The sequence below is a fragment of the Inquilinus sp. OTU3971 genome, from assembly GCF_038440215.1.
The window spans coordinates 1-17,581 of sequence record NZ_JASATH010000081.1 but is presented as its reverse complement, the minus strand read 5'-3'; the positions used below and the strand labels follow the sequence as shown (position 1 = coordinate 17,581).

Sequence of the window (17,581 nt, the reverse complement as noted above, 5' to 3'; positions counted from 1 at the left end):
GGGTGGTTGCGTTTTCTTGGACTCGCCGTCGCTCAATTCCGCCATACTCTTGCAATAGATCCGTCAGTTCACCGGCAGAGCGGCACGCCAATGCAAACGACCGTCCCGACCGAGCTCGACACCCCGGCCACGCCCGGCGACATCGATGCGGCCGTGGAGCGGCTGGCCGCCGTGCGCAGCATGATCGGCCGGGTCATCTTCGGCCAGCAAGAGGTGATCGACCAGAGCCTCGTCACCATCCTGGCCGGCGGCCATGTCCTGCTGGTCGGCCTGCCCGGCCTGGCCAAGACCCGGCTGGTCGAGACGCTCGGCACCGTGCTGGGCCTCGAGGAGCGGCGGGTGCAGTGCACGCCGGACCTGATGCCGGCCGACATCCTCGGCTCCGAGGTGCTGGAGGAGAGCGAGACCGGCCGCCGCAGCTTCCGCTTCATTCCCGGCCCGGTGTTCAGCCAACTCCTGATGGCCGACGAGATCAACCGCGCCAGCCCGCGCACCCAGTCGGCGCTGCTGCAGGCGATGCAGGAGCACCGGGTGTCGATCGCCGGCCGCTACCTGCCGCTGCCGGAGCCGTTCCACGTCCTGGCCACCCAGAACCCGCTGGAGCAGGAGGGCACCTATCCGCTGCCCGAGGCGCAGCTGGACCGCTTCCTGATGCAGGTCGATGTCGGCTACCCCGATCTGGCGGCGGAGCGGCGGATGCTGCTGGCCACCACCGGTGTCCACGAGGCCCAGATCGAGGCGGTGATCAGCGCCGACACGCTGCAGCGGACCCAGCGCCTGGTGCGCCGGCTGCCGGTCGGCGAGACGGTGCTGGAGGCGATCCTGTCGCTGGTCCGCGCCGCCCGCCCCGATTCGACCGACCTGCCGGAGGTGCAGCGCATGGTCGGCTGGGGCCCCGGCCCGCGCGCCAGCCAGTCGCTGATGCTGGCCTGCCGCGCCCGTGCCCTCTTGACCGGCCGGCCGTCGCCCTCGGTCGACGACGTCGCCGCTTTGGCCCGGCCGATCCTGCAGCACCGCATGGCCCTGACCTTCGCCGCCCGGGCGGATGGCGCCACCATCGCCGACGTCGTCGAGCGGCTGGTTGCGCGCCTGGGCTGAGGCCGAGGTGGCGGACGGCTCCTCATCCCTGACAGGCGCTGCGCGGCGCAAGGCCGCCGATGCGTTGGCGGCGACGCTGCCGCCGCTACTGATCGCCGCCGACCGCGTCGCCTCGACCGTGGCCCAGGGCGTGCACGGCCGCCGCCGGGTCGGCGTCGGCGAGAGCTTCTGGCAGTTCCGCCGCTACCAGGCCGGCGAGCCGATCGGCCGGATCGACTGGCGCCAGTCCGGCAAGTCCGAGGGGCTGTTCCAGCGCGAGACCGAATGGGCCGCGGTGCAGACCGCCTGGCTGTGGCGCGACGCCTCGCCGTCGATGGACTACCGCTCCGACCGCTCGCTGCCGACCAAGCGCGACCGGGCCGAGGTGCTGCTGCTGGCCCTGGCCTCGCTGCTGAACCGCGCCGGCGAGCGGGTGGCGCTGATCGGCGGCGACACCCCGCCAGCGACCGGCCGCGCCAGCCTGCTGCGGCTGGCCGCGGCGCTGGACCGCGGCACCTTGGACGATGCCAGCAAGGCGGTGCCGTGGGAGCTGCGGGTGCCGCGCCACGCCGCCATGGTGCTGCTGGGCGACTGCCTGGCGCCGCTCGACGAGTTCGGCGCCTCGGTCGCCGCCTATGCTGCCCGCGGCGTGCGCGGCCATATCCTGCAGGTCCTCGACCCGGCCGAGGCGACGCTGCCCTTCGAGGGCCGCATCCGCTTCGAGGGCATCGAGGAGGTCGAATCGGCGCTGATCCCGCGGGTCCGGTCGGTGCGCGACGCCTATCGCGAGCGCCTGGCCGAGCACCAGGACGGGCTGGCCGCGATCGCCCGCCGCGCCGGCTGGAGCTTCGCCGTCCACCGCACCGACAAATCGGCCGAGGCGGCGCTCTTGAGCCTGTGGGGCGTGATGTCCGGGGCCGCGACCGGCAGGGCCAGATGGTGACGCTCGGCGGCCTCGTGTTCCTGGCGCCCGCCATCCTGGCGGCGCTGATCCTGCTGCCGGTGATCTACTGGCTGCTGCGGGTCACCCCGCCGGCGCCGCGGCGCCTGAGCTTCCCGGCGATCCGCCTGCTGCTGGGCCTGCAGACGCAGGAGGAGACGCCGGAGCGGATGCCATGGTGGCTGATGCTGCTGCGCCTGGCCCTGGCCGCGCTGATCATCATCGCCCTGGCCCACCCGGTGCTGAACCCGGGCTCCGCCCTGCCCGGCAGCGGCCCGGTGCTGCTGGTGGTCGACAATGGCTGGGCCGCCGGCAAGGGCTGGCCGCAGCGCCAGGAGGCCTTGCGCACCGCCGTCGACAAGGCCGAGCGGGCCGGCCGCGACGTGGTGCTGCTGGCCACCGCGCCGACCGCCCCGGGCGAGCCGGTGGCGGCCAGCCGGCTGCTGCGCCCGAGCGAGGCCCGCGGCCTGATCGACAACCTGGCGCCCAGCCCGTGGCCGACCGACCGGGCGGCGGCGCTGAAGGCGGCCGACGCGCTGCGCCTGACCGGATCGACCCATGTCGTCTGGGCCAGCGACGGCATCACCGCCGAGAAGGAGGCGGACGGGGTGCGCGACTTCGCCGCCCGGCTGCAGCGCTTCGGCAGCCTGGAGGTGCTGACCCCGCAGGCCTTCGACCTGGCGCATCTGGTCGGCACGCCGCAGGTGGTCGACACCGCCCTGACCGTGCCGGTCAAGCGCGCCGCCGCCGTCGGCGACGTGCCGCTGGTGCTGCGCGCCGCGGCCGAGGATGGCCGCCCGCTGGCCCGCACCGAAATCCGCTTCCCCGTCGGGCAGCGCCAGGCCGAGGCCCGGTTCGAGCTGCCGTCGACCGCGCGCAACGCCATCGCCGCGGTGTCGATCGAGGGCGAGACCACGGCCGGCGCCACCGTGCTGGTCGACGAGCGCTGGCGCCGCCGGCCGGTCGGGCTGGCCGCGCCGCAGGACACCGCCCGGGCGCAGCCGCTGCTGACCGAGAGCTACTATCTGCAGCGGGCGCTGGAGCCTTTCGCCGAGATCCGCCGCGGCGGCATCGCCGACCTGCTGGGCGGCACCCAGCCGACCGACCGGCTGGCCGCGCTGCTGGTCCCCGACGGCACCCTGTCCTCCGACGCCGACCGCCAGGCGGCGGAGCGCTGGATGGAAAGCGGCGGCGCCCTGATCCGCTTCGCCGGGCCGATCCTGGCCGCCAATCCCGACCCGCTGGTGCCGGTGCCGCTGCGCTTCGGCGACCGCACCCTGTCCGGCGCGATGTCCTGGACCGCGCCGATGCCGCTGGCGCCGTTCGACGCCACCAGCCCGTTCCAGGGCCTGAATATCCCGTCCGACGTGCGGATCCAGCGCCAGGTCCTGGCCGACCCGTCGCCCGACCTGGCCGACAAGACCTGGGCCCGGCTGACCGACGGCACGCCGATCGTCACGGCCGAGAAGCGCGGCCGCGGCTGGCTGGTGCTGATCCACACCACGGCCGGGCCGGGCTGGTCGAACCTCGCCTTCTCCGGCCTGTTCGTCGACATGCTGCGCCGCGTGGTGGCGCTGGGCAGCGGCGTCGGCGGCGACAGCGGCCAGGCCAGCCTGGCGCCGGTCAAGCTGCTGGACGGGCTCGGCCGGCTGGTGCCGCCGCCGCCGCTGGCCCTGCCGATCGCCGGCCCCGCCTTCGCCAGCACCGTGCCGGGGCCGGAGCATCCGCCCGGCTTCTACGGCACCGAGGACAATCGCCGCGCCCTCAACCTCGGCTCGGCCGTGAGCAGCCTGGAGCCGATCCCGAACCTGCCGCCCGGCGTCACCGTGTCGGGCTACGAGGCCCCGGCCGAGGTCGACCTGCGGCCCTGGGTCTTCGCGCTGGCCATGACGCTGCTGATCCTGGACGGGCTGATCGCTCTGTTCATGCGCGGCCTGCTGACCCCGCCGCGGCGCGCCACCACGGCGTCGCTGCTGGTCGCCGGCGCCGTCGCCGCGTCGCTGCTGTCGCCGGCACCGTCGCGGGCGCAGGACGACAGCCGCATCATCGCCATGGCCAACCATGTCCGCCTCGCCTATGTCGAGACCGGATCGCAGGATGTCGACGCGGTCAGCCAAGCCGGGCTGGAAGGCCTCGCGCAAGTGCTGCGCGACCGCACCTCGGTGAATGCCGAGGGTGCCGTCGGCATCGATGTCGAGAGCGACGAGCTGACCTTCTTCCCCCTGCTCTACTGGCCGATGACGCCGGAGCAGCCGGCACTGTCCGACGCCGCGATCGGCAAGCTGAACGCCTTCCTGCGCACCGGCGGCACCATTTTCTTCGACACCCGCGACCAGGCGATGGGCGGCGGCGGGGCGCTGGCCGGGCCGGGCGCCGAGAAGCTGCGCGAGCTGACCCAGGGCCTGGACGTCCCGCCGCTGACGCCGGCGCCGCCCGACCACATCCTGACCCGCGCCTTCTACCTGATGCAGGACTTCCCCGGCCGCTACACCGGCGGCGACCTGTGGGTCGAGACCGCGGACGCCACGGTCAATGACGGCGTCTCGACCATCATCATCGGCGCCAATGACTGGGCCGGGGCCTGGGCGACCGGGCCGGGCGGCGCGCCGATGCTGCCGGTGGTGCCGGGCGGCGAGCGCCAGCGCGAGATGGCCTACCGCTTCGGCGTCAACCTGGTGATGTACGCCCTGACCGGCAACTACAAGTCGGACCAGGTGCATGTGCCGGCGATCCTGGAACGGCTGGGCCAGTGAGGGGACACTGAGCATGGACGCCGCCTCCGTCGCCCTCTCGCCTCTCCTGCCCTGGACCGTCCTGGGGCCGCTGTTCGGCTTGGCGGTGCTGGCCCTGCTGGTCGGCGCCTGGCGCCGCGCCCCGGGGCTGGGCTGGCGGACCCTCGCCTTCCTCGCCCTGGCCTCGGCCCTCTTGAACCCGTCGCTGGTGGAGGAGAAGCGCGACCCGATCCGCGACGTCGCCGTGGTGGTGGTCGACCGCTCGCCCTCCGACCAGATCGAGGAGCGCCCGGCCCGGATCGACGCCGCCCTGGCCGACCTGCGCACCAAGCTGGCGGCCTTCCCGGATCTCGATACCCGATTCGTCACGGTCGGCGAGGGCGCCAGCGCGCCGCTCGACGAGACCCATCTGTTCGAGGCGCTGGGCGCGGCCACGGCGGACGTGCCGCGGCGGCGGCTGGCCGGCGCCATCCTGGTCACCGACGGCCAGGTGCATGACGTGCCGACCGATCCGGCGGTCCGCAGCTCCTTCGGACCGGTCCACACCCTGCTGACCGGGCGGCCGGACGAGTTCGACCGCCGCATCGTCGTGGCCCAGGCGCCGAGCTTCGGCCTGGTCGGCCAGGACGTCACCGTGACCCTCCGGGTCGACGACCTGCCCAACGCCGAGCCCGGCGCCGTCGCCACCGTGACCGCGACCAAGGACGCCGGCGCACCCGAAGCGCTGCAGCTGCCGGTCGGGCGCGACACCCAGGTCAGCTTCCGCCTCGACCATGGCGGCCCGACGGTGTTCGAATTCGCGGTCGAGGGGCTGCCGGGCGAGCTGAGCCAGGCCAACAACCGCGCCGCCATCGTCGTCAACGGCGTGCGCGACCGGCTGCGCGTGCTGCTGGTGTCGGGCGAGCCGCATCCGGGCGAACGCACCTGGCGCAACATCCTGAAATCCGACCCCTCGGTCGACCTGGTCCACTTCACCATCCTGCGGCCGCCGGAGAAGCAGGACGGCACGCCGATCAACGAGCTGTCGCTGATCTCCTTCCCGATCCGCGAGCTGTTCGAGACCAATCTCAAGGATTTCGACCTCATCATCTTCGACCGCTACCGGCGGATGGGGGTGCTGCCCAACCTCTATCTCGGCAACATCGCCCGCTACGTCGAGGAGGGCGGCGCCTTCCTCGAGGTCTCGGGCGAGGCCTTCGCCGAGCCGCTGAGCCTGTACCGCACGCCGATCGGCAACATCCTGCCGGCCGAGCCGACCGGCGAGGTGCTGGAGCAGGGCTTCCGCCCGGTGGTGACCGAGCTGGGCCAGCGCCATCCGGTGACGGCGACGCTGGACGGGTCGACCGGCGGCCCCGGCGGAGGCCCGAGCTGGGGCCGCTGGTTCCGCCAGATCGACGTGGTGCCGCATGGCGGCAACGTGGTGATGACCGGGGTCGGCGGCCGGCCGCTGCTGGTCCTCAACCGCGTCGGCGAGGGCCGGGTGGCGCAGATGGCGTCGGACCAGATCTGGCTGTGGAGCCGCGGCTTCGAGGGCGGCGGCCCGCAGGCGGAGCTGCTGCGCCGCCTCGCCCATTGGCTGATGCGCGAGCCGGAGCTGGAGGAGAACGTGCTGCGCGCCGAGGCAGCCGGGCAGCGCATCGAGATCCGCCGCCGCAACCTGGACCAGAGCAACCCGCCGATCACCGTGACCGACCCGGACGGCAAGACCCAGAGCGTGACGCTGAGCGAGACCACGCCCGGCCTCTATGCCGGCCGGGTCAGTGCCCAGGGGCCGGGCATCTACCGGGTCAGCGACGGCGACAAGACCGCACTGGCGGTGGTCGGCACCCTGAACCCGCCGGAGCTGAGCGACATGCGGGCGGTGACCGACAAGCTGGCGCCGGTGACCCAGGCCAGCGGCGGCGGCGTCGCCTGGCTGGCCAGCGACGGCGTGCCCAGCATCCGCCGCACCCGGCCGGACCGGGCCGCGGCCGGCGCCGGCTGGATCGGCCTGCGCGGCAATGGCGACTACACCGTCACCGGCATGACCGAGACGCCGCTGCTGCCGCCGCTGATCGCCCTGTTCCTCGGCCTCGGCGGGCTGATGGCGGCTTGGAGACGCGAAGGGAGGTAGAGGCCCTTCGGATGGCGGCATTGCCGTCGCTCCGCAACGAGCGTATCATTTTAATAGTATTTTATGCTTTGTTCGATTGTTGCGTCTGCTTCGGCAAGTCCTTTGGGGGAGGCCAAGACGATGACGATGGTGGAATGGGAATTGACGGCGACGGAACTCGCCAACTGCAACTGCTCCTATGGCTGCCCGTGCCAGTTCAACGACCTGCCGACGCACGGGCATTGCCGCGCCGCGGCTGGCTTCCTGATCGAAAGCGGGCATTTCGGCGACGTCAGCCTCGACGGGCTGCGGGCTGGGGGCCTGTATCGCTGGCCCGGACCGGTGCATCACGGCAACGGCACCATGCAGCTGATCATCGACGAACGGGCCGATGCCGCACAACGTGACGCGCTGCTGAAGATCATGACCGGCCAGGAGACCGAGGACATGGCGACCATGTGGTGGGTGTTCGCCGCCATGTCGCCGAACCGCCTCGAGCCCCTGTTCAGGCCGATCGAGATCGAGATCGACGTCGATCGCCGCCGCGGGCGCGTCGTCGTGCCGGGTGTGGTCGAGATCAATGCCGAGCCGATCCGCAACCCGGTGACCGGCGCCGAGCATCGCGCCCGCATCGATCTGCCCAAGGGTTTCGAATACCGCCTGGCGGAGATCGGCAGCGGCACGACCAAGGCCACGGGAGGGATCGAGCTGGATCTGGCCGGCACCTATGCCCAGTTCGCGCACATCCACCTCAACAACGCTGGCATCGTGGCGTAGCCGGCGGGCGATGAACGCCGGCGCCGCCCCCTCCGCCATCGAGGCGGTGCTTCGTCGCGACCGCCTGATCACGCTGGTCGCCCTCGCCTGCGTCTGCATCGCCGCCTGGACCTATATCGCCCTCGGCATCGGCACGGAGATGCCCGGGATGGACATGCCGGGCATGGCGATGCCAGGCATGGAAATGCCCGGGATGACTATGCCCGGCATGGCGATGGACGCGGCGATGCCAATGCCGACACCCTGGACCGGCGTCTATTTCGCCCTGATGGTGGCGATGTGGTCGGTGATGATGGTAGCGATGATGCTGCCCGGGGCGGCGTCGATGGTGCTGACCTACGCCGCGCTGCAGCGCCATCGCCGGCAGGCCGCGCCCCAGGCGGCGACGGCGCTGTTCACGCTCGGCTATCTCGTGGTCTGGGCCGGCTTCAGCGTCCTGGCCGCCGCCCTGCAGTGGCGCCTCGATTCCCTGGCCCTGCTGTCCCCGGCGACGGCGACCGCCAACACGGTGCTGGCCGGCGGCGCCCTGGTGATCGCCGGCGCCTACCAGATCACCCCGCTGAAGCAGGACTGCCTGGTCCGATGCCGGTCGCCGGTCGAGTTCCTCACCCGGCACCGCCGGTCGGGGCCGTTCGGCCTCGGCCTCCGCCACGGCCTGTTCTGCCTCGGCTGCTGCTGGGCGCTGATGCTGCTGCTGTTCGTCGGCGGCGTGATGAATCTCGCCTGGATCGGCGTGATCGCGCTGTTCGTGCTGCTGGAGAAGACGATCCCCGGCGGCCGCTGGCTCAGCCACGCCGCCGGCGCCGGGCTGATTCTGTGGGGCGGCTGGACGCTGATCGCGGCGGCGTAGGCCGGGTTCCCCCGGCCCACACCCAGCCGCCTCAGTTCATCACGATCTCGACCCGGCGGTTCTGCGGCTCGCGCACGCCGTCGGCGGTCGGCACCAGCGGGTCGGATTCGCCGACGCCGCGGACGATGATCAGGTTGTCGGCGACGCCGTCCGAGACCAGCTCGCGCCGCACCGCCTCGGCCCGGCGCACCGACAGCGCCTGGTTGTAGGCGTCGGTGCCGGAGCGGTCGGTGTGGCCGGTGACGTCGATGCGGGTCGATTCGCCCCGCAGCGCGTCGGTGGCGGCGGAGGCGACGATCGACCGCGCCTCCGGCGTCAGGCGCGAGCTGTCGAAGTCGAAGAACACCAGATAGCTGCGCTGGCCGGTGTCGGCCGGCGTCTCCGGCGCCGGTTCGGCCGCGGCGGGGCCGAAGTCGAAGACATATTTGAGCCCGGCCAGGACCGTGTGGTTGGCCGGAGCCCCGATGTTGACCTTGGTGCTGCCGAAGGTGAAATCGGCGTCGGTCTCGCCGAAGTAGCGGTATTCCAGGTTGGCGGCCAGAGTCGGAGTGATGTAGTAGGATACGCCGGCAATGCCCTGATAGGCGAAGAGCGGCGAGTTGTACTCTTCGTCGATGCCGGCGTCCGGGACCTTCACCTTCCAGTTGTTGAAGCCGACGCCGACGCCGCCGCCGATATAGGGCACGAAGGACGAGCCGAACTCGAAATCGTAATAAACATTGGCCATCAGGCCGATGGTGCGCTCATGGCCCTTGACCTTGATCCCGATGTCGCTGATCCCGATGTCGTTGAGCCCCGGAGCGACAATCCCGAAGCCTCGGAAGGTACCCCAACTGGCCCGGACGTCGCTGATGTCGTTCTGACGGATGCTCCCTTCGATGTCGGCCCGGATCGCCCCGAAATCATAGCCGAGATAGATATTGCCGGCGGGTGCCGCGTCGAAGGAGACATCCACGTGGCCGTCGACGCGCGGGTCGTCGAACTTCCACCTCTGGTCCTGCCGCAAGTTCACGCCGGCGCCGGCGCCCAGATAGATTCCTGTCGCCTGCTGGGCCATGCCGGGCGCGGCCAGCAACAGGGCAAGGCTTCCCGCCGCACACAACGTCAGAATCTTCATCTGCCGCCATCCTGGTCAGAGTTCGAACCAGGGCGCCCGCTCCCAGCATTTCGATGCAGGGTTTCATCCGCCCCCTTCCGCATCAATACGGAGACTTCGTCGGGCGATCAACCTGAAAACTAGGAATTCGAAGCGAACTATCCGCGAGATCTTTACCAAATTGGAAGATTTCGCGCTTCAGAAAGATCGATATTTAATCAAATGCCATGAGAAAGGAGCCAAATCACCGCGAATCCCAGCGCTCACCGCCGCCAGCAGTCGAACAGGTGGTTGCGGTTCACCCGGAAGCGGCGGCGCAGATGCGGGCGCAGCAAGGCCCGGCTGTCGACCGCGGTCGGCGCCAGCCCGGCCGCGTCCAGCCGGTCCGGGAAGTCGCGGCCGTTGATGCGGTAGTGGTAGGGGTGGCCGAAGCGGCGCATCCGCTCGGCCGGGTCGGCGATGCCGGCGCCTTCCTGGGTCGGCCCCTTCGGGTCGAAGGGCACCATCAGGATGGCGCGGCCGCCGGGCCGCAGCACCCGCGCCAGCTCGGCGATCGCCGCGCCGTCGTCCGGGATGTGCTCCAGCACATGGTTGGCGATCACCACGTCGAAGGCCGCGTCGGCGAAGGGCAGCGCCGTCAGGTCGGCCTGGATGTCGGCGAAGGGGCTGAACCGGTCGACCGAGCGGTAGCGCAGATTCGGCAGCCCGCGCAGCCGCGCCTCCAGCCACGGCTCGGGCGCCGCATGCAGCACCCGGTGCCGGCCGGTCAGCAGATCGGTCCGGGCGGTCAGGTAGAGCCAGAGGAAACGGTGCCGCTCGACGCTGCCGCAGCCCGGGCACATGGCGTTGCGCCGGCCCTCCAGGCCGAAGCGCAGGAAGCGCCGCGCCCGGGTGCCGCAGATCGGGCATTCCAGCACGCCCGGCGGCCCGGCCGGGGCCCGCGGCCGGGCGTAGAGCCGCTCGCTCCGGTACACCGCCGCCTCGTCCAGACGGTCGCGGGCGATGGCGCCGACGACCCGGCCGAGGTCATGCAGCATGCGACGGCTTCCGGGGCTCTTCCCCGGAATCCTCCGGAGCATCGCCCTGGGCCGTGCCGCGGGTGCCGTCGCGCTCGCGCACCGCGGTCGCCAGCACCTGCACCGCCTGGGGCAGCGAGATGTCGGCCGCGATCGGCTGGAAGGCCAGGCCGCCCTCGCGGAACGCCTTCCAGATGGCGAAGCGCAGATCGGTGCCGACTCCGGCGAAGTTGTCGACGTCGGAGATGTGGCAGCGCAGCTCGAGGTCGAGCGTCGCGGTGCCGAAGCTCCTGAACGCCACCACCGGCGCCGGGAAGGCGCTGACGCGCTTGTCCTCCTTGGCCAGCGCCAGCAGGATCTCGCGCGCCTGCTCGACATCGGCCGAGGCGGCGACCGAGACCGGTATGTCGACCCGGCCGTTCTTGTCCTTGTGGGTCCAGTTGACGACCTGGGACGAGATCAGGTTGCCGTTCGGCACGATCACCGAGGAGCGCTGGAAGGTCTGGATCTCGGTGGCGCGGACGCTGATCCGCCGGACCACGCCCTCGGCCCCGCCAACCACCACCCAGTCGCCCACCTTCACCGGCCGTTCGACCAGCAGGATCAGGCCGGCGACGAAGTTCTGGACGATGTTCTGCAGGCCGAAGCCGATGCCGACCGACAGCGCGCTGGCGATCAGGGCCAGGTTCGACAGGTCGAGCCCGAGCAGCCCGACGGCGAAGATGGCGACGATCAGCCCGCCGAGATAGCCGATGCCGGTGCGGATCGAGTTCTTCAGGCCGCGGTCGATCTGCAGCTTCTCGATGAAGCGGGCGTCGAGCCGGCGCTGCAGGAAGCGGGTGGCGATGATCCCCAGGGTGAAGGCGGCGACGGCGCCGAGGATGTTGAGCGGGGCGATGCGGACGCCGCCGATCGTCGCCCCGTCCAGCACCGCGGTGCCGATCGCGGCGAGGTCGGTGCCGCTGAGTCCGAGCACCGGGGCCAGCGCCACCAGCGCGGCCAGGCCGAGGACGATGTCGGTGCACAGGGCGGCGCCGGTCTCGAACACCCACAGGCCGCGATCGTTCGGGAACAGCGAATGGCGCACCCGGGCCATCCGCCCGACCGGCTGGGTCATGAACCGGCCGATGGCTTCCTGCATCACGCTGCGCAGGACCAGGACGGCGGCGCCGATGCCGATCGCGGCCGCCAGCAGATAGGTGATGTAGAGCGCCAGCTTCTGATAGCCGATCACCCCGGCAACCAGCACGGCGACGGTCAGGATGGCGGCCAGCAGGCGGGCCCGCGGCCAGCGCCCGGACGGCCTGGCGGCGGCGCGCTGGTCGTCGGCCGGCTCGCCCTCCGGCAGGGCCTCGAGATCGGCGCGATAGCCCCATAGCGATCCCGGCAGCAGGGAAAGCAGCGCCAGCGCGCCCGCCGCCAGCGCCGCCGCGACCAGCAGCGATCGCAGCTCGTTCTGCATCAGGATGCGGCCATCGGCCATGGCCAGCGTCACCCCGGCGACGGTCCAGACCACAGCCGCCGCCCGCAGCCTGCGGCACAGGGTACGGGCCGAGGCATCGGTCAGGTCGACCAGGCGCCAGGACGGGTCGTCGGGCGTCAGCGCGGCCGAGATCGCGGCCGAGGCGACGAAATAGGCGACGATGCCCCAGGCCAGGACCCCGAGGGCGATCATGGCGACATAGCTGGCAGGACGGTCGCCGAGCCAGCCGGCGCAGACCACCGCCACCGCCAGCGTCATCATCGCCGGCAGCACGCCATGGGCGACGGTGTGCACCAGCGCCGCGGCCGCCCGGCGCCGCAGGGACGGCACGCTTTCGGCCGGGCGTCGGCCGAACCGCCGCAACAGCCAGCGCCGCGCCAGCCAGCCGATGCCGAGGACGACGGCCGCGAACAGGATGCGGCGCGCGATCTCGCCCACCCCGTCCCAGCCGGGGCCGAGCTGATCCTGGAACGGCAGCAGCAGCCGCGTCGCCAGATAGCCGGCCTGGTCGGGGATCGGCAGCCAGGTCCTCGGGTCGAAGGTGGCCGGCGCCACCGTCAGCAGGTCGCGCCGGAACTGGTCGACGCGCGCGGCATCGGCGGTCTGCTGCAGCAACTGGGCCTGCGTCTTGATCGCCTCGGCCTGCCGCACCTGCCCGTTGAACTTGGAGAGGGCCTCCGCCAGCTGCTGCCGCTGCTGCGTCACATCGGCCGATTCCGGCGGCGCGCCTTCGGCCGGCGGGGGGCCTAGCGCGTCGCTGACCTGCTTGATCTTGCCGAGGGCGTCGTTCGCGGCATCCGCCGCGGCCTGGGCCTGGTCGACCACCGCGGCCAGCTGGGTGCGCAGGCCGTTGTAATCGTCATCCGACAGGTTCCGCGCCGACAATTTGACGTAGAGCTGCCGGACCGTGTTCTGCCACCCCGCATTCTGCTGGTCGAAATCCGGGTTGGTCTGGGCCGCGGCCGGCAGGGCGGCGCAGACAAGGGCAAACAGCAGCAGCAGGCGGGGGAACAGCACGCGAAAGGTCATGGATGGCCGGATGGATTCCGCGATGGATGGGGACAAGCCACCACCCTGCATGCCAAAGCGGCCGAAAGAAGGCGAGGCCGCCTGTCGTCGCAGCAGCAATGCGCCGCGCCCCACGGGTGGACCCCAGCGCGATCAAGCCGTGGCCATCGGCCGGGTCATCTTGCTATGAATGCGGGATCGTCCGGCCGGGGCGCGCCCACCCGGCCGGCGCGGCGAGAAAAAGTTCGATCGGGGAGACCCCATGAGCAGCGACACCAGCCTTTTTCCCGTGTCCGACGACTGGGCCAAGCGCGCCTGGGTGGACGAGGCCAAGTACAGGGCGATGTACGAACGCTCTGCCCAGGATCCGGACGGCTTCTGGGCCGAGCACGGCAAGCGGGTCGACTGGATCCGGCCGTTCACCAAGGTCAAGAACACCAGCTACACGGGCGACGTCCATATCCGCTGGTTCGAGGACGGCACGCTGAACGCCGCCTATAACTGCATCGACCGGCATTTGGCCAAGCGCGCCGACCAGACCGCGATCATCTGGGAGGGCGACGACCCGAAGGACAGCCGCCACATCACCTATCGCGAGCTGCACGAGCAGGTCAGCCGCCTGGCCAATGTACTGAAGGCGCGCGGCGTCAAGAAGGGCGACCGGGTCACCATCTACCTGCCGATGATCCCGGAGGCGGCCTATGCCCTGCTGGCCTGCGCCCGCATCGGCGCCATCCATTCCGTGGTGTTCGGCGGCTTCTCGCCCGACAGCCTGAAGGACCGCATCCTCGACTGCCGCTCGACGGTGCTGATCACCGCCGACGAAGGGCTGCGCGGCGGCCGCAGCGTGGCGCTGAAGGCCAATGCCGACGAGGCGCTGAAGAGCTGCCCGGAGGTCGACAGCGTCATCGTCGTGCGCCGCACCGGCGGCAAGATCGGCTGGACCGAGGGCCGCGACATCTGGCTGCACGAGGCGGCGACCCAGGTCTCCGCCGACTGCCCGCCGGAGGAGATGGGCGCCGAGGACCCGCTGTTCATCCTCTACACCTCGGGGTCGACCGGCAAGCCGAAGGGGGTGCTGCACACCACCGGCGGCTATCTGGTCTACGCCGCGATGACGCATCAGTACGTCTTCGACTACCACGACGGCGACATCTACTGGTGCACCGCCGATGTCGGCTGGGTGACCGGGCACAGCTACATCCTGTACGGGCCGCTGGCGAACGGCGCCACCACGCTGATGTTCGAGGGCGTGCCGAACTATCCGGACACCTCGCGCTTCTGGCAGGTGATCGACAAGCACAAGGTCAACATCTTCTACACCGCCCCGACCGCGATCCGCGCCTTGATGCGCGACGGCGAGGACCCGGTGAAGAAGACCAGCCGCGCCTCGCTGCGGCTGCTCGGCTCGGTCGGCGAGCCGATCAACCCCGAGGCTTGGCTATGGTACCACCGCGTGGTCGGCGACGGCCGCTGCCCGATCGTCGATACCTGGTGGCAGACCGAGACCGGCGGCATCCTGATCACGCCGCTGCCCGGCGCCATCGCCCAGAAGCCCGGCTCCGCCACCCTGCCCTTCTTCGGGGTCAAGCCGCTGATCGTCGACGGCGACGGCAAGCCGCTGGAAGGCGCGGCCGAAGGCAACCTGTGCATTGCCGACAGCTGGCCCGGCCAGATGCGCACCGTGTTCGGCGACCATGAGCGCTTCGTCCAGACCTATTTCTCGACCTTCAAGGGCCTGTACTTCACCGGCGACGGCTGCCGCCGCGACGAGGACGGCTATTACTGGATCACCGGCCGGGTCGACGACGTGCTGAACGTCTCGGGCCACCGCATGGGCACGGCCGAGGTCGAGAGCGCGCTGGTCGCCCACCCGAAGGTGGCCGAGGCCGCGGTGGTCGGCTATCCGCACGACATCAAGGGCCAAGGCATCTACGCCTATGTCACCCTGATCGCCGGCGAGCAGCCGACCGAAGAGCTGCGCCGCGAGCTGGCGCAGTGGGTGCGCAAGCAGATCGGCCCGATCGCCACGCCGGATCTGATCCAGTGGGCGCCGGGGCTGCCGAAGACCCGGTCGGGCAAGATCATGCGCCGCATCCTGCGCAAGATCGCCGCCAACGAGCACGAGGCCCTGGGCGACACCTCGACCCTGGCCGACCCGGCGGTGGTGACCGACCTGGTCGACAACCGGATGAACCGGGGGTAGGTGCCTCAGGCTTCCAGGCTGGATCGGGAAACAAATCTAGTCTAGACTGGTCCATATTGCGATGGAGGTCGCCATGTGGACTGTCCAGGACGCCAAGGCCCAACTGTCCGAGATCCTGCGGCGCGCCAAGGCCGGCGAGCCGCAGGTGATCGGAACGCAGGATCCCTGTGTCGTGATCTCCGCCAAAGCGTTCAAGGCGCTAACACAGGCGCAGGACCAGCACCTCGGTCGCTGGCTGGTCGAGCATGCGCCCACCGGGATCGAGATCGAATTGCCGACCCGCCATGAGTCTCGAGCCGATCCATTCGATGCGGATGAGCCTCGGCGGTGACCAAATACATCCTCGACACCAATGTCGTGTCGGAGCTGGCGAGGCCTACCCCGTCGCCCCGGGTCGTGGCGTTCCTGAAACGCGAGGCGGATCTCTGGATGAGCACGATCCTGTTCCATGAGCTGGCCTACGGCCTGGAGCGGGTCAGTGACGCGACCCGAAAAACAAAGCTGCTCGCCTTCATCGACGCGACGAAGAAGCGATTCGAGGATCGGACCCTGGTTGTCGATATGGGTGTGGCGGAGGAGGCCGGACGCCTTCGCGCCTTCGCAGCAGCCGGGGGCCGGACGCTCGCCCCGCTGGATTCCCTGATGGCGGCAACCGCGATGGTGCATGGCGCCACCCTGGCCACGCGCAACACCAAGGACTTTCGCGACCTGGGGGTCAACATCGTCGATCCATGGCTCGGTGCTGCAAACGCCAATGATCAGCGGGACTAAACCGTCTTCGAGGCAGCGTCATCGCGAGCTCCGCAGGGGCGTGTCGATCCAGGCGGCACCAGCCCCTGGATCGCCACGCCGCCTTGCTCCTCGCGATGACGTTTTGAGCGCCTGGATCAGGCCCTGACCGCCGCCTCGCGCAGCTTGACGCGCGGGCCGGCGCCCGGGCGCAGCAGCGTCACCAGCAGCGCGGCGAGCAGACCGGCCGCGGCCAGCACGTAGAGCCCGGCCGCGGTGGACTGGAAGCCCTGCTCCACCGCGGTCTTGACGTTCGGGGCGAAGAAGCCGCCGAGATTGCCGATCGCGTTGATCGCGGCGATCCCGCCCGCGGCCGCCGCCCCGCCGAAATAGCCGGTCGGGAAGGTCCAGAAGATCGGCTGCGAGGTGATGATCCCCATCGTCGTCAGGCATAGCGCGGCGATCGCGAGCGCTGGCGGGGCATTGGCGGAGATGACGAGGCCGGCCGCGATGCCCAGCAGCGAGACGAAGGCGAAGCTGCGGCGGCAGCCCGTGCGCACGGCCAGCCCGGGCCAGAAGGTGGCGGCCACGATGGCGCAGGCCCAGGGAATCGCCGAGACCAGGCCGACCATCAGCCCGACCTTCATGTTGAGAAGGGCACTGACCTGAGTCGGCAGGTAGAAGGCGACGCCGTAGCCGCTGATCTGGATCAGGAAGTAGATCGCCGCGAAGTGCAGCAGCCGCGGATCGGTCAGCACCGCGCGGAAGCCGACCCGGCCGGCCGCCTGCTTCTCCCGCTCCTCCGCCGCGATCGCCCGGCTCAGCGCCTCGCGCTCCTCGGCCGGCATCCAGCGCGCCTCGGACGGGCGGTCGCACAGATAGAAATAGGCCCAGACGCCGACCGCGGAGGCGAGCAGCCCCTCGATCAGGAACATCAGCTGCCAGCCATGCAGGCCGAACAGCCCGTCGAGGTCGAGCAGCACGCCGGAGACCGGGCCGCCGAGCATCAGCGCCAGCGGCGAGCCGAAATAGAACAGCCCCATCACCCGGCCGCGCGCCTTGGCCGGGAACCAGTAGGTCATGAACAGGATCGCGCCCGGGAAGAAGCCGGCCTCGGCCGCGCCGAGCAGCAGCCGGATTACCGAGAAAGAGGTCTCGCCATGGGCGAAGGCCATGGCCGCCGCGACCAGACCCCAGGTGACCATGATCCGGGCCATCCAGACCCGTGCCCCGACCCGGTGCAGGATCAGGTTGCTGGGCACCTCGAAGGCGGCATAGGTCAGGAAGAAGATGCCGGCGCCGAAGGCGAAGACCGCGTCGCTGAGGCCGGTCGTCGCCTGATAGGCCTGCTTGGCGAAGCCGATATTGGCCCGGTCGAGATAGGCCATCATGTACATCAGGATCAGGAACGGCACGAGCCGCCACGCCGCCCGCCGGATCGCGCGGTCCAGCACGGCCTCGTCATGGGTGGCGGGCGGCGCCGCGGGGGGGGTGGGGGGGGGTTTTTGGGGTGGGGTTGTTGTTTGTGTTTCCGGCCGCCGGCTGTGGTGGTGGCGGCGTTTAGTCTCCGCGGGG

The 17,581-nt window shown here is 70.8% G+C and carries 13 protein-coding genes; 9 read left to right on the top strand and 4 right to left on the bottom strand.

The window, feature by feature from the left end:
• Positions 1-90: 90 nt before the first annotated feature.
• From AAHM41_RS20415 to AAHM41_RS20390, 6 genes are all read left to right on the top strand, one after another.
• Entirely contained in the window at positions 91-1,098 is a 1,008-nt protein-coding gene (locus AAHM41_RS20415; RefSeq protein ID WP_342238417.1) for an AAA family ATPase, read from the top strand.
• The gene (locus AAHM41_RS20410) at positions 1,082-2,020 is read left to right on the top strand and encodes a DUF58 domain-containing protein (RefSeq protein WP_342238416.1); all 939 of its coding nucleotides are present in this window, start codon (positions 1,082-1,084) and stop codon (positions 2,018-2,020) included. The genes AAHM41_RS20415 and AAHM41_RS20410 overlap by 17 nt, the downstream gene beginning before the upstream one ends.
• Positions 2,014-4,770 carry a DUF4159 domain-containing protein gene (locus AAHM41_RS20405; RefSeq protein WP_342238415.1) on the top strand — a complete coding sequence of 919 codons (2,757 nt, stop codon included), beginning with the start codon at positions 2,014-2,016 and terminating at the stop codon, positions 4,768-4,770. The genes AAHM41_RS20410 and AAHM41_RS20405 overlap by 7 nt, the downstream gene beginning before the upstream one ends.
• A 13-nt stretch (positions 4,771-4,783) precedes the next feature.
• Positions 4,784-6,862, top strand: a complete 2,079-nt coding sequence (locus AAHM41_RS20400) for a hypothetical protein (protein ID WP_342238414.1) — start codon at positions 4,784-4,786, stop codon at positions 6,860-6,862.
• A gap of 120 nt (positions 6,863-6,982) precedes the next feature.
• On the top strand, positions 6,983-7,618 hold the full coding sequence (locus tag AAHM41_RS20395; RefSeq protein ID WP_342238413.1) for a DUF1326 domain-containing protein: 636 nt from the start codon (positions 6,983-6,985) through the stop codon (positions 7,616-7,618).
• Between the two features lie 10 nt (positions 7,619-7,628).
• Positions 7,629-8,468 carry a DUF2182 domain-containing protein gene (locus AAHM41_RS20390; protein ID WP_342238412.1) on the top strand — a complete coding sequence of 280 codons (840 nt, stop codon included), beginning with the start codon at positions 7,629-7,631 and terminating at the stop codon, positions 8,466-8,468.
• A gap of 31 nt (positions 8,469-8,499) precedes the next feature.
• On the opposite strand, the gene AAHM41_RS20385 is transcribed toward AAHM41_RS20390, so the two are convergent.
• The 3 genes from AAHM41_RS20385 to AAHM41_RS20375 form a co-directional block, all read right to left on the bottom strand.
• Positions 8,500-9,585: an OmpA family protein gene (locus AAHM41_RS20385; protein ID WP_342238411.1), complete on the bottom strand. Its 1,086-nt coding sequence runs from the start codon at positions 9,583-9,585 to the stop codon at positions 8,500-8,502.
• A gap of 242 nt (positions 9,586-9,827) precedes the next feature.
• Positions 9,828-10,601, bottom strand: a complete 774-nt coding sequence (locus AAHM41_RS20380) for a class I SAM-dependent methyltransferase (protein WP_342238410.1) — start codon at positions 10,599-10,601, stop codon at positions 9,828-9,830.
• Positions 10,591-13,092, bottom strand: a complete 2,502-nt coding sequence (locus AAHM41_RS20375; RefSeq protein ID WP_342238409.1) for a mechanosensitive ion channel family protein — start codon at positions 13,090-13,092, stop codon at positions 10,591-10,593. Before AAHM41_RS20375 ends, AAHM41_RS20380 begins: the two co-directional genes overlap by 11 nt.
• A gap of 241 nt (positions 13,093-13,333) precedes the next feature.
• Between AAHM41_RS20375 and acs the strand changes: the two genes are divergently transcribed.
• From acs to AAHM41_RS20360, 3 genes are all read left to right on the top strand, one after another.
• Complete coding sequence (acs, locus tag AAHM41_RS20370; protein WP_342238408.1) at positions 13,334-15,277, top strand: acetate--CoA ligase; 1,944 nt, start codon at positions 13,334-13,336, stop codon at positions 15,275-15,277.
• A 73-nt stretch (positions 15,278-15,350) separates the two neighbouring features.
• A complete protein-coding gene (locus AAHM41_RS20365; RefSeq protein WP_342238407.1) occupies positions 15,351-15,608 on the top strand; it encodes a type II toxin-antitoxin system prevent-host-death family antitoxin in 258 nt (85 codons plus the stop codon).
• A complete protein-coding gene (locus tag AAHM41_RS20360) occupies positions 15,605-16,048 on the top strand; it encodes a type II toxin-antitoxin system VapC family toxin (protein ID WP_342238406.1) in 444 nt (147 codons plus the stop codon). Before AAHM41_RS20365 ends, AAHM41_RS20360 begins: the two co-directional genes overlap by 4 nt.
• A gap of 116 nt (positions 16,049-16,164) precedes the next feature.
• On the opposite strand, the gene AAHM41_RS20355 is transcribed toward AAHM41_RS20360, so the two are convergent.
• Positions 16,165-17,460: an MFS transporter gene (locus AAHM41_RS20355; protein ID WP_342238405.1), complete on the bottom strand. Its 1,296-nt coding sequence runs from the start codon at positions 17,458-17,460 to the stop codon at positions 16,165-16,167.
• Between the last annotated feature and the right edge of the window lie 121 nt (positions 17,461-17,581).

What these genes read in the sequence shown, in the direction of transcription:
- AAHM41_RS20415 (WP_342238417.1), top strand. Translation starts at nt 91, where the DNA reads ATGCAAACGACCGTCCCGACCGAGCTCGACACCCCGGCCACGCCCGGC.
- AAHM41_RS20405 (WP_342238415.1), top strand. Translation starts at nt 2,014, where the DNA reads ATGGTGACGCTCGGCGGCCTCGTGTTCCTGGCGCCCGCCATCCTGGCG.
- AAHM41_RS20400 (WP_342238414.1), top strand. Translation starts at nt 4,784, where the DNA reads ATGGACGCCGCCTCCGTCGCCCTCTCGCCTCTCCTGCCCTGGACCGTC.
- AAHM41_RS20395 (WP_342238413.1), top strand. Translation starts at nt 6,983, where the DNA reads ATGACGATGGTGGAATGGGAATTGACGGCGACGGAACTCGCCAACTGC.
- AAHM41_RS20390 (WP_342238412.1), top strand. Translation starts at nt 7,629, where the DNA reads ATGAACGCCGGCGCCGCCCCCTCCGCCATCGAGGCGGTGCTTCGTCGC.
- AAHM41_RS20385 (WP_342238411.1), bottom strand. Translation starts at nt 9,585, where the DNA reads ATGAAGATTCTGACGTTGTGTGCGGCGGGAAGCCTTGCCCTGTTGCTG.
- AAHM41_RS20380 (WP_342238410.1), bottom strand. Translation starts at nt 10,601, where the DNA reads ATGCTGCATGACCTCGGCCGGGTCGTCGGCGCCATCGCCCGCGACCGT.
- AAHM41_RS20375 (WP_342238409.1), bottom strand. Translation starts at nt 13,092, where the DNA reads ATGACCTTTCGCGTGCTGTTCCCCCGCCTGCTGCTGCTGTTTGCCCTT.
- acs (WP_342238408.1), top strand. Translation starts at nt 13,334, where the DNA reads ATGAGCAGCGACACCAGCCTTTTTCCCGTGTCCGACGACTGGGCCAAG.
- AAHM41_RS20365 (WP_342238407.1), top strand. Translation starts at nt 15,351, where the DNA reads ATGTGGACTGTCCAGGACGCCAAGGCCCAACTGTCCGAGATCCTGCGG.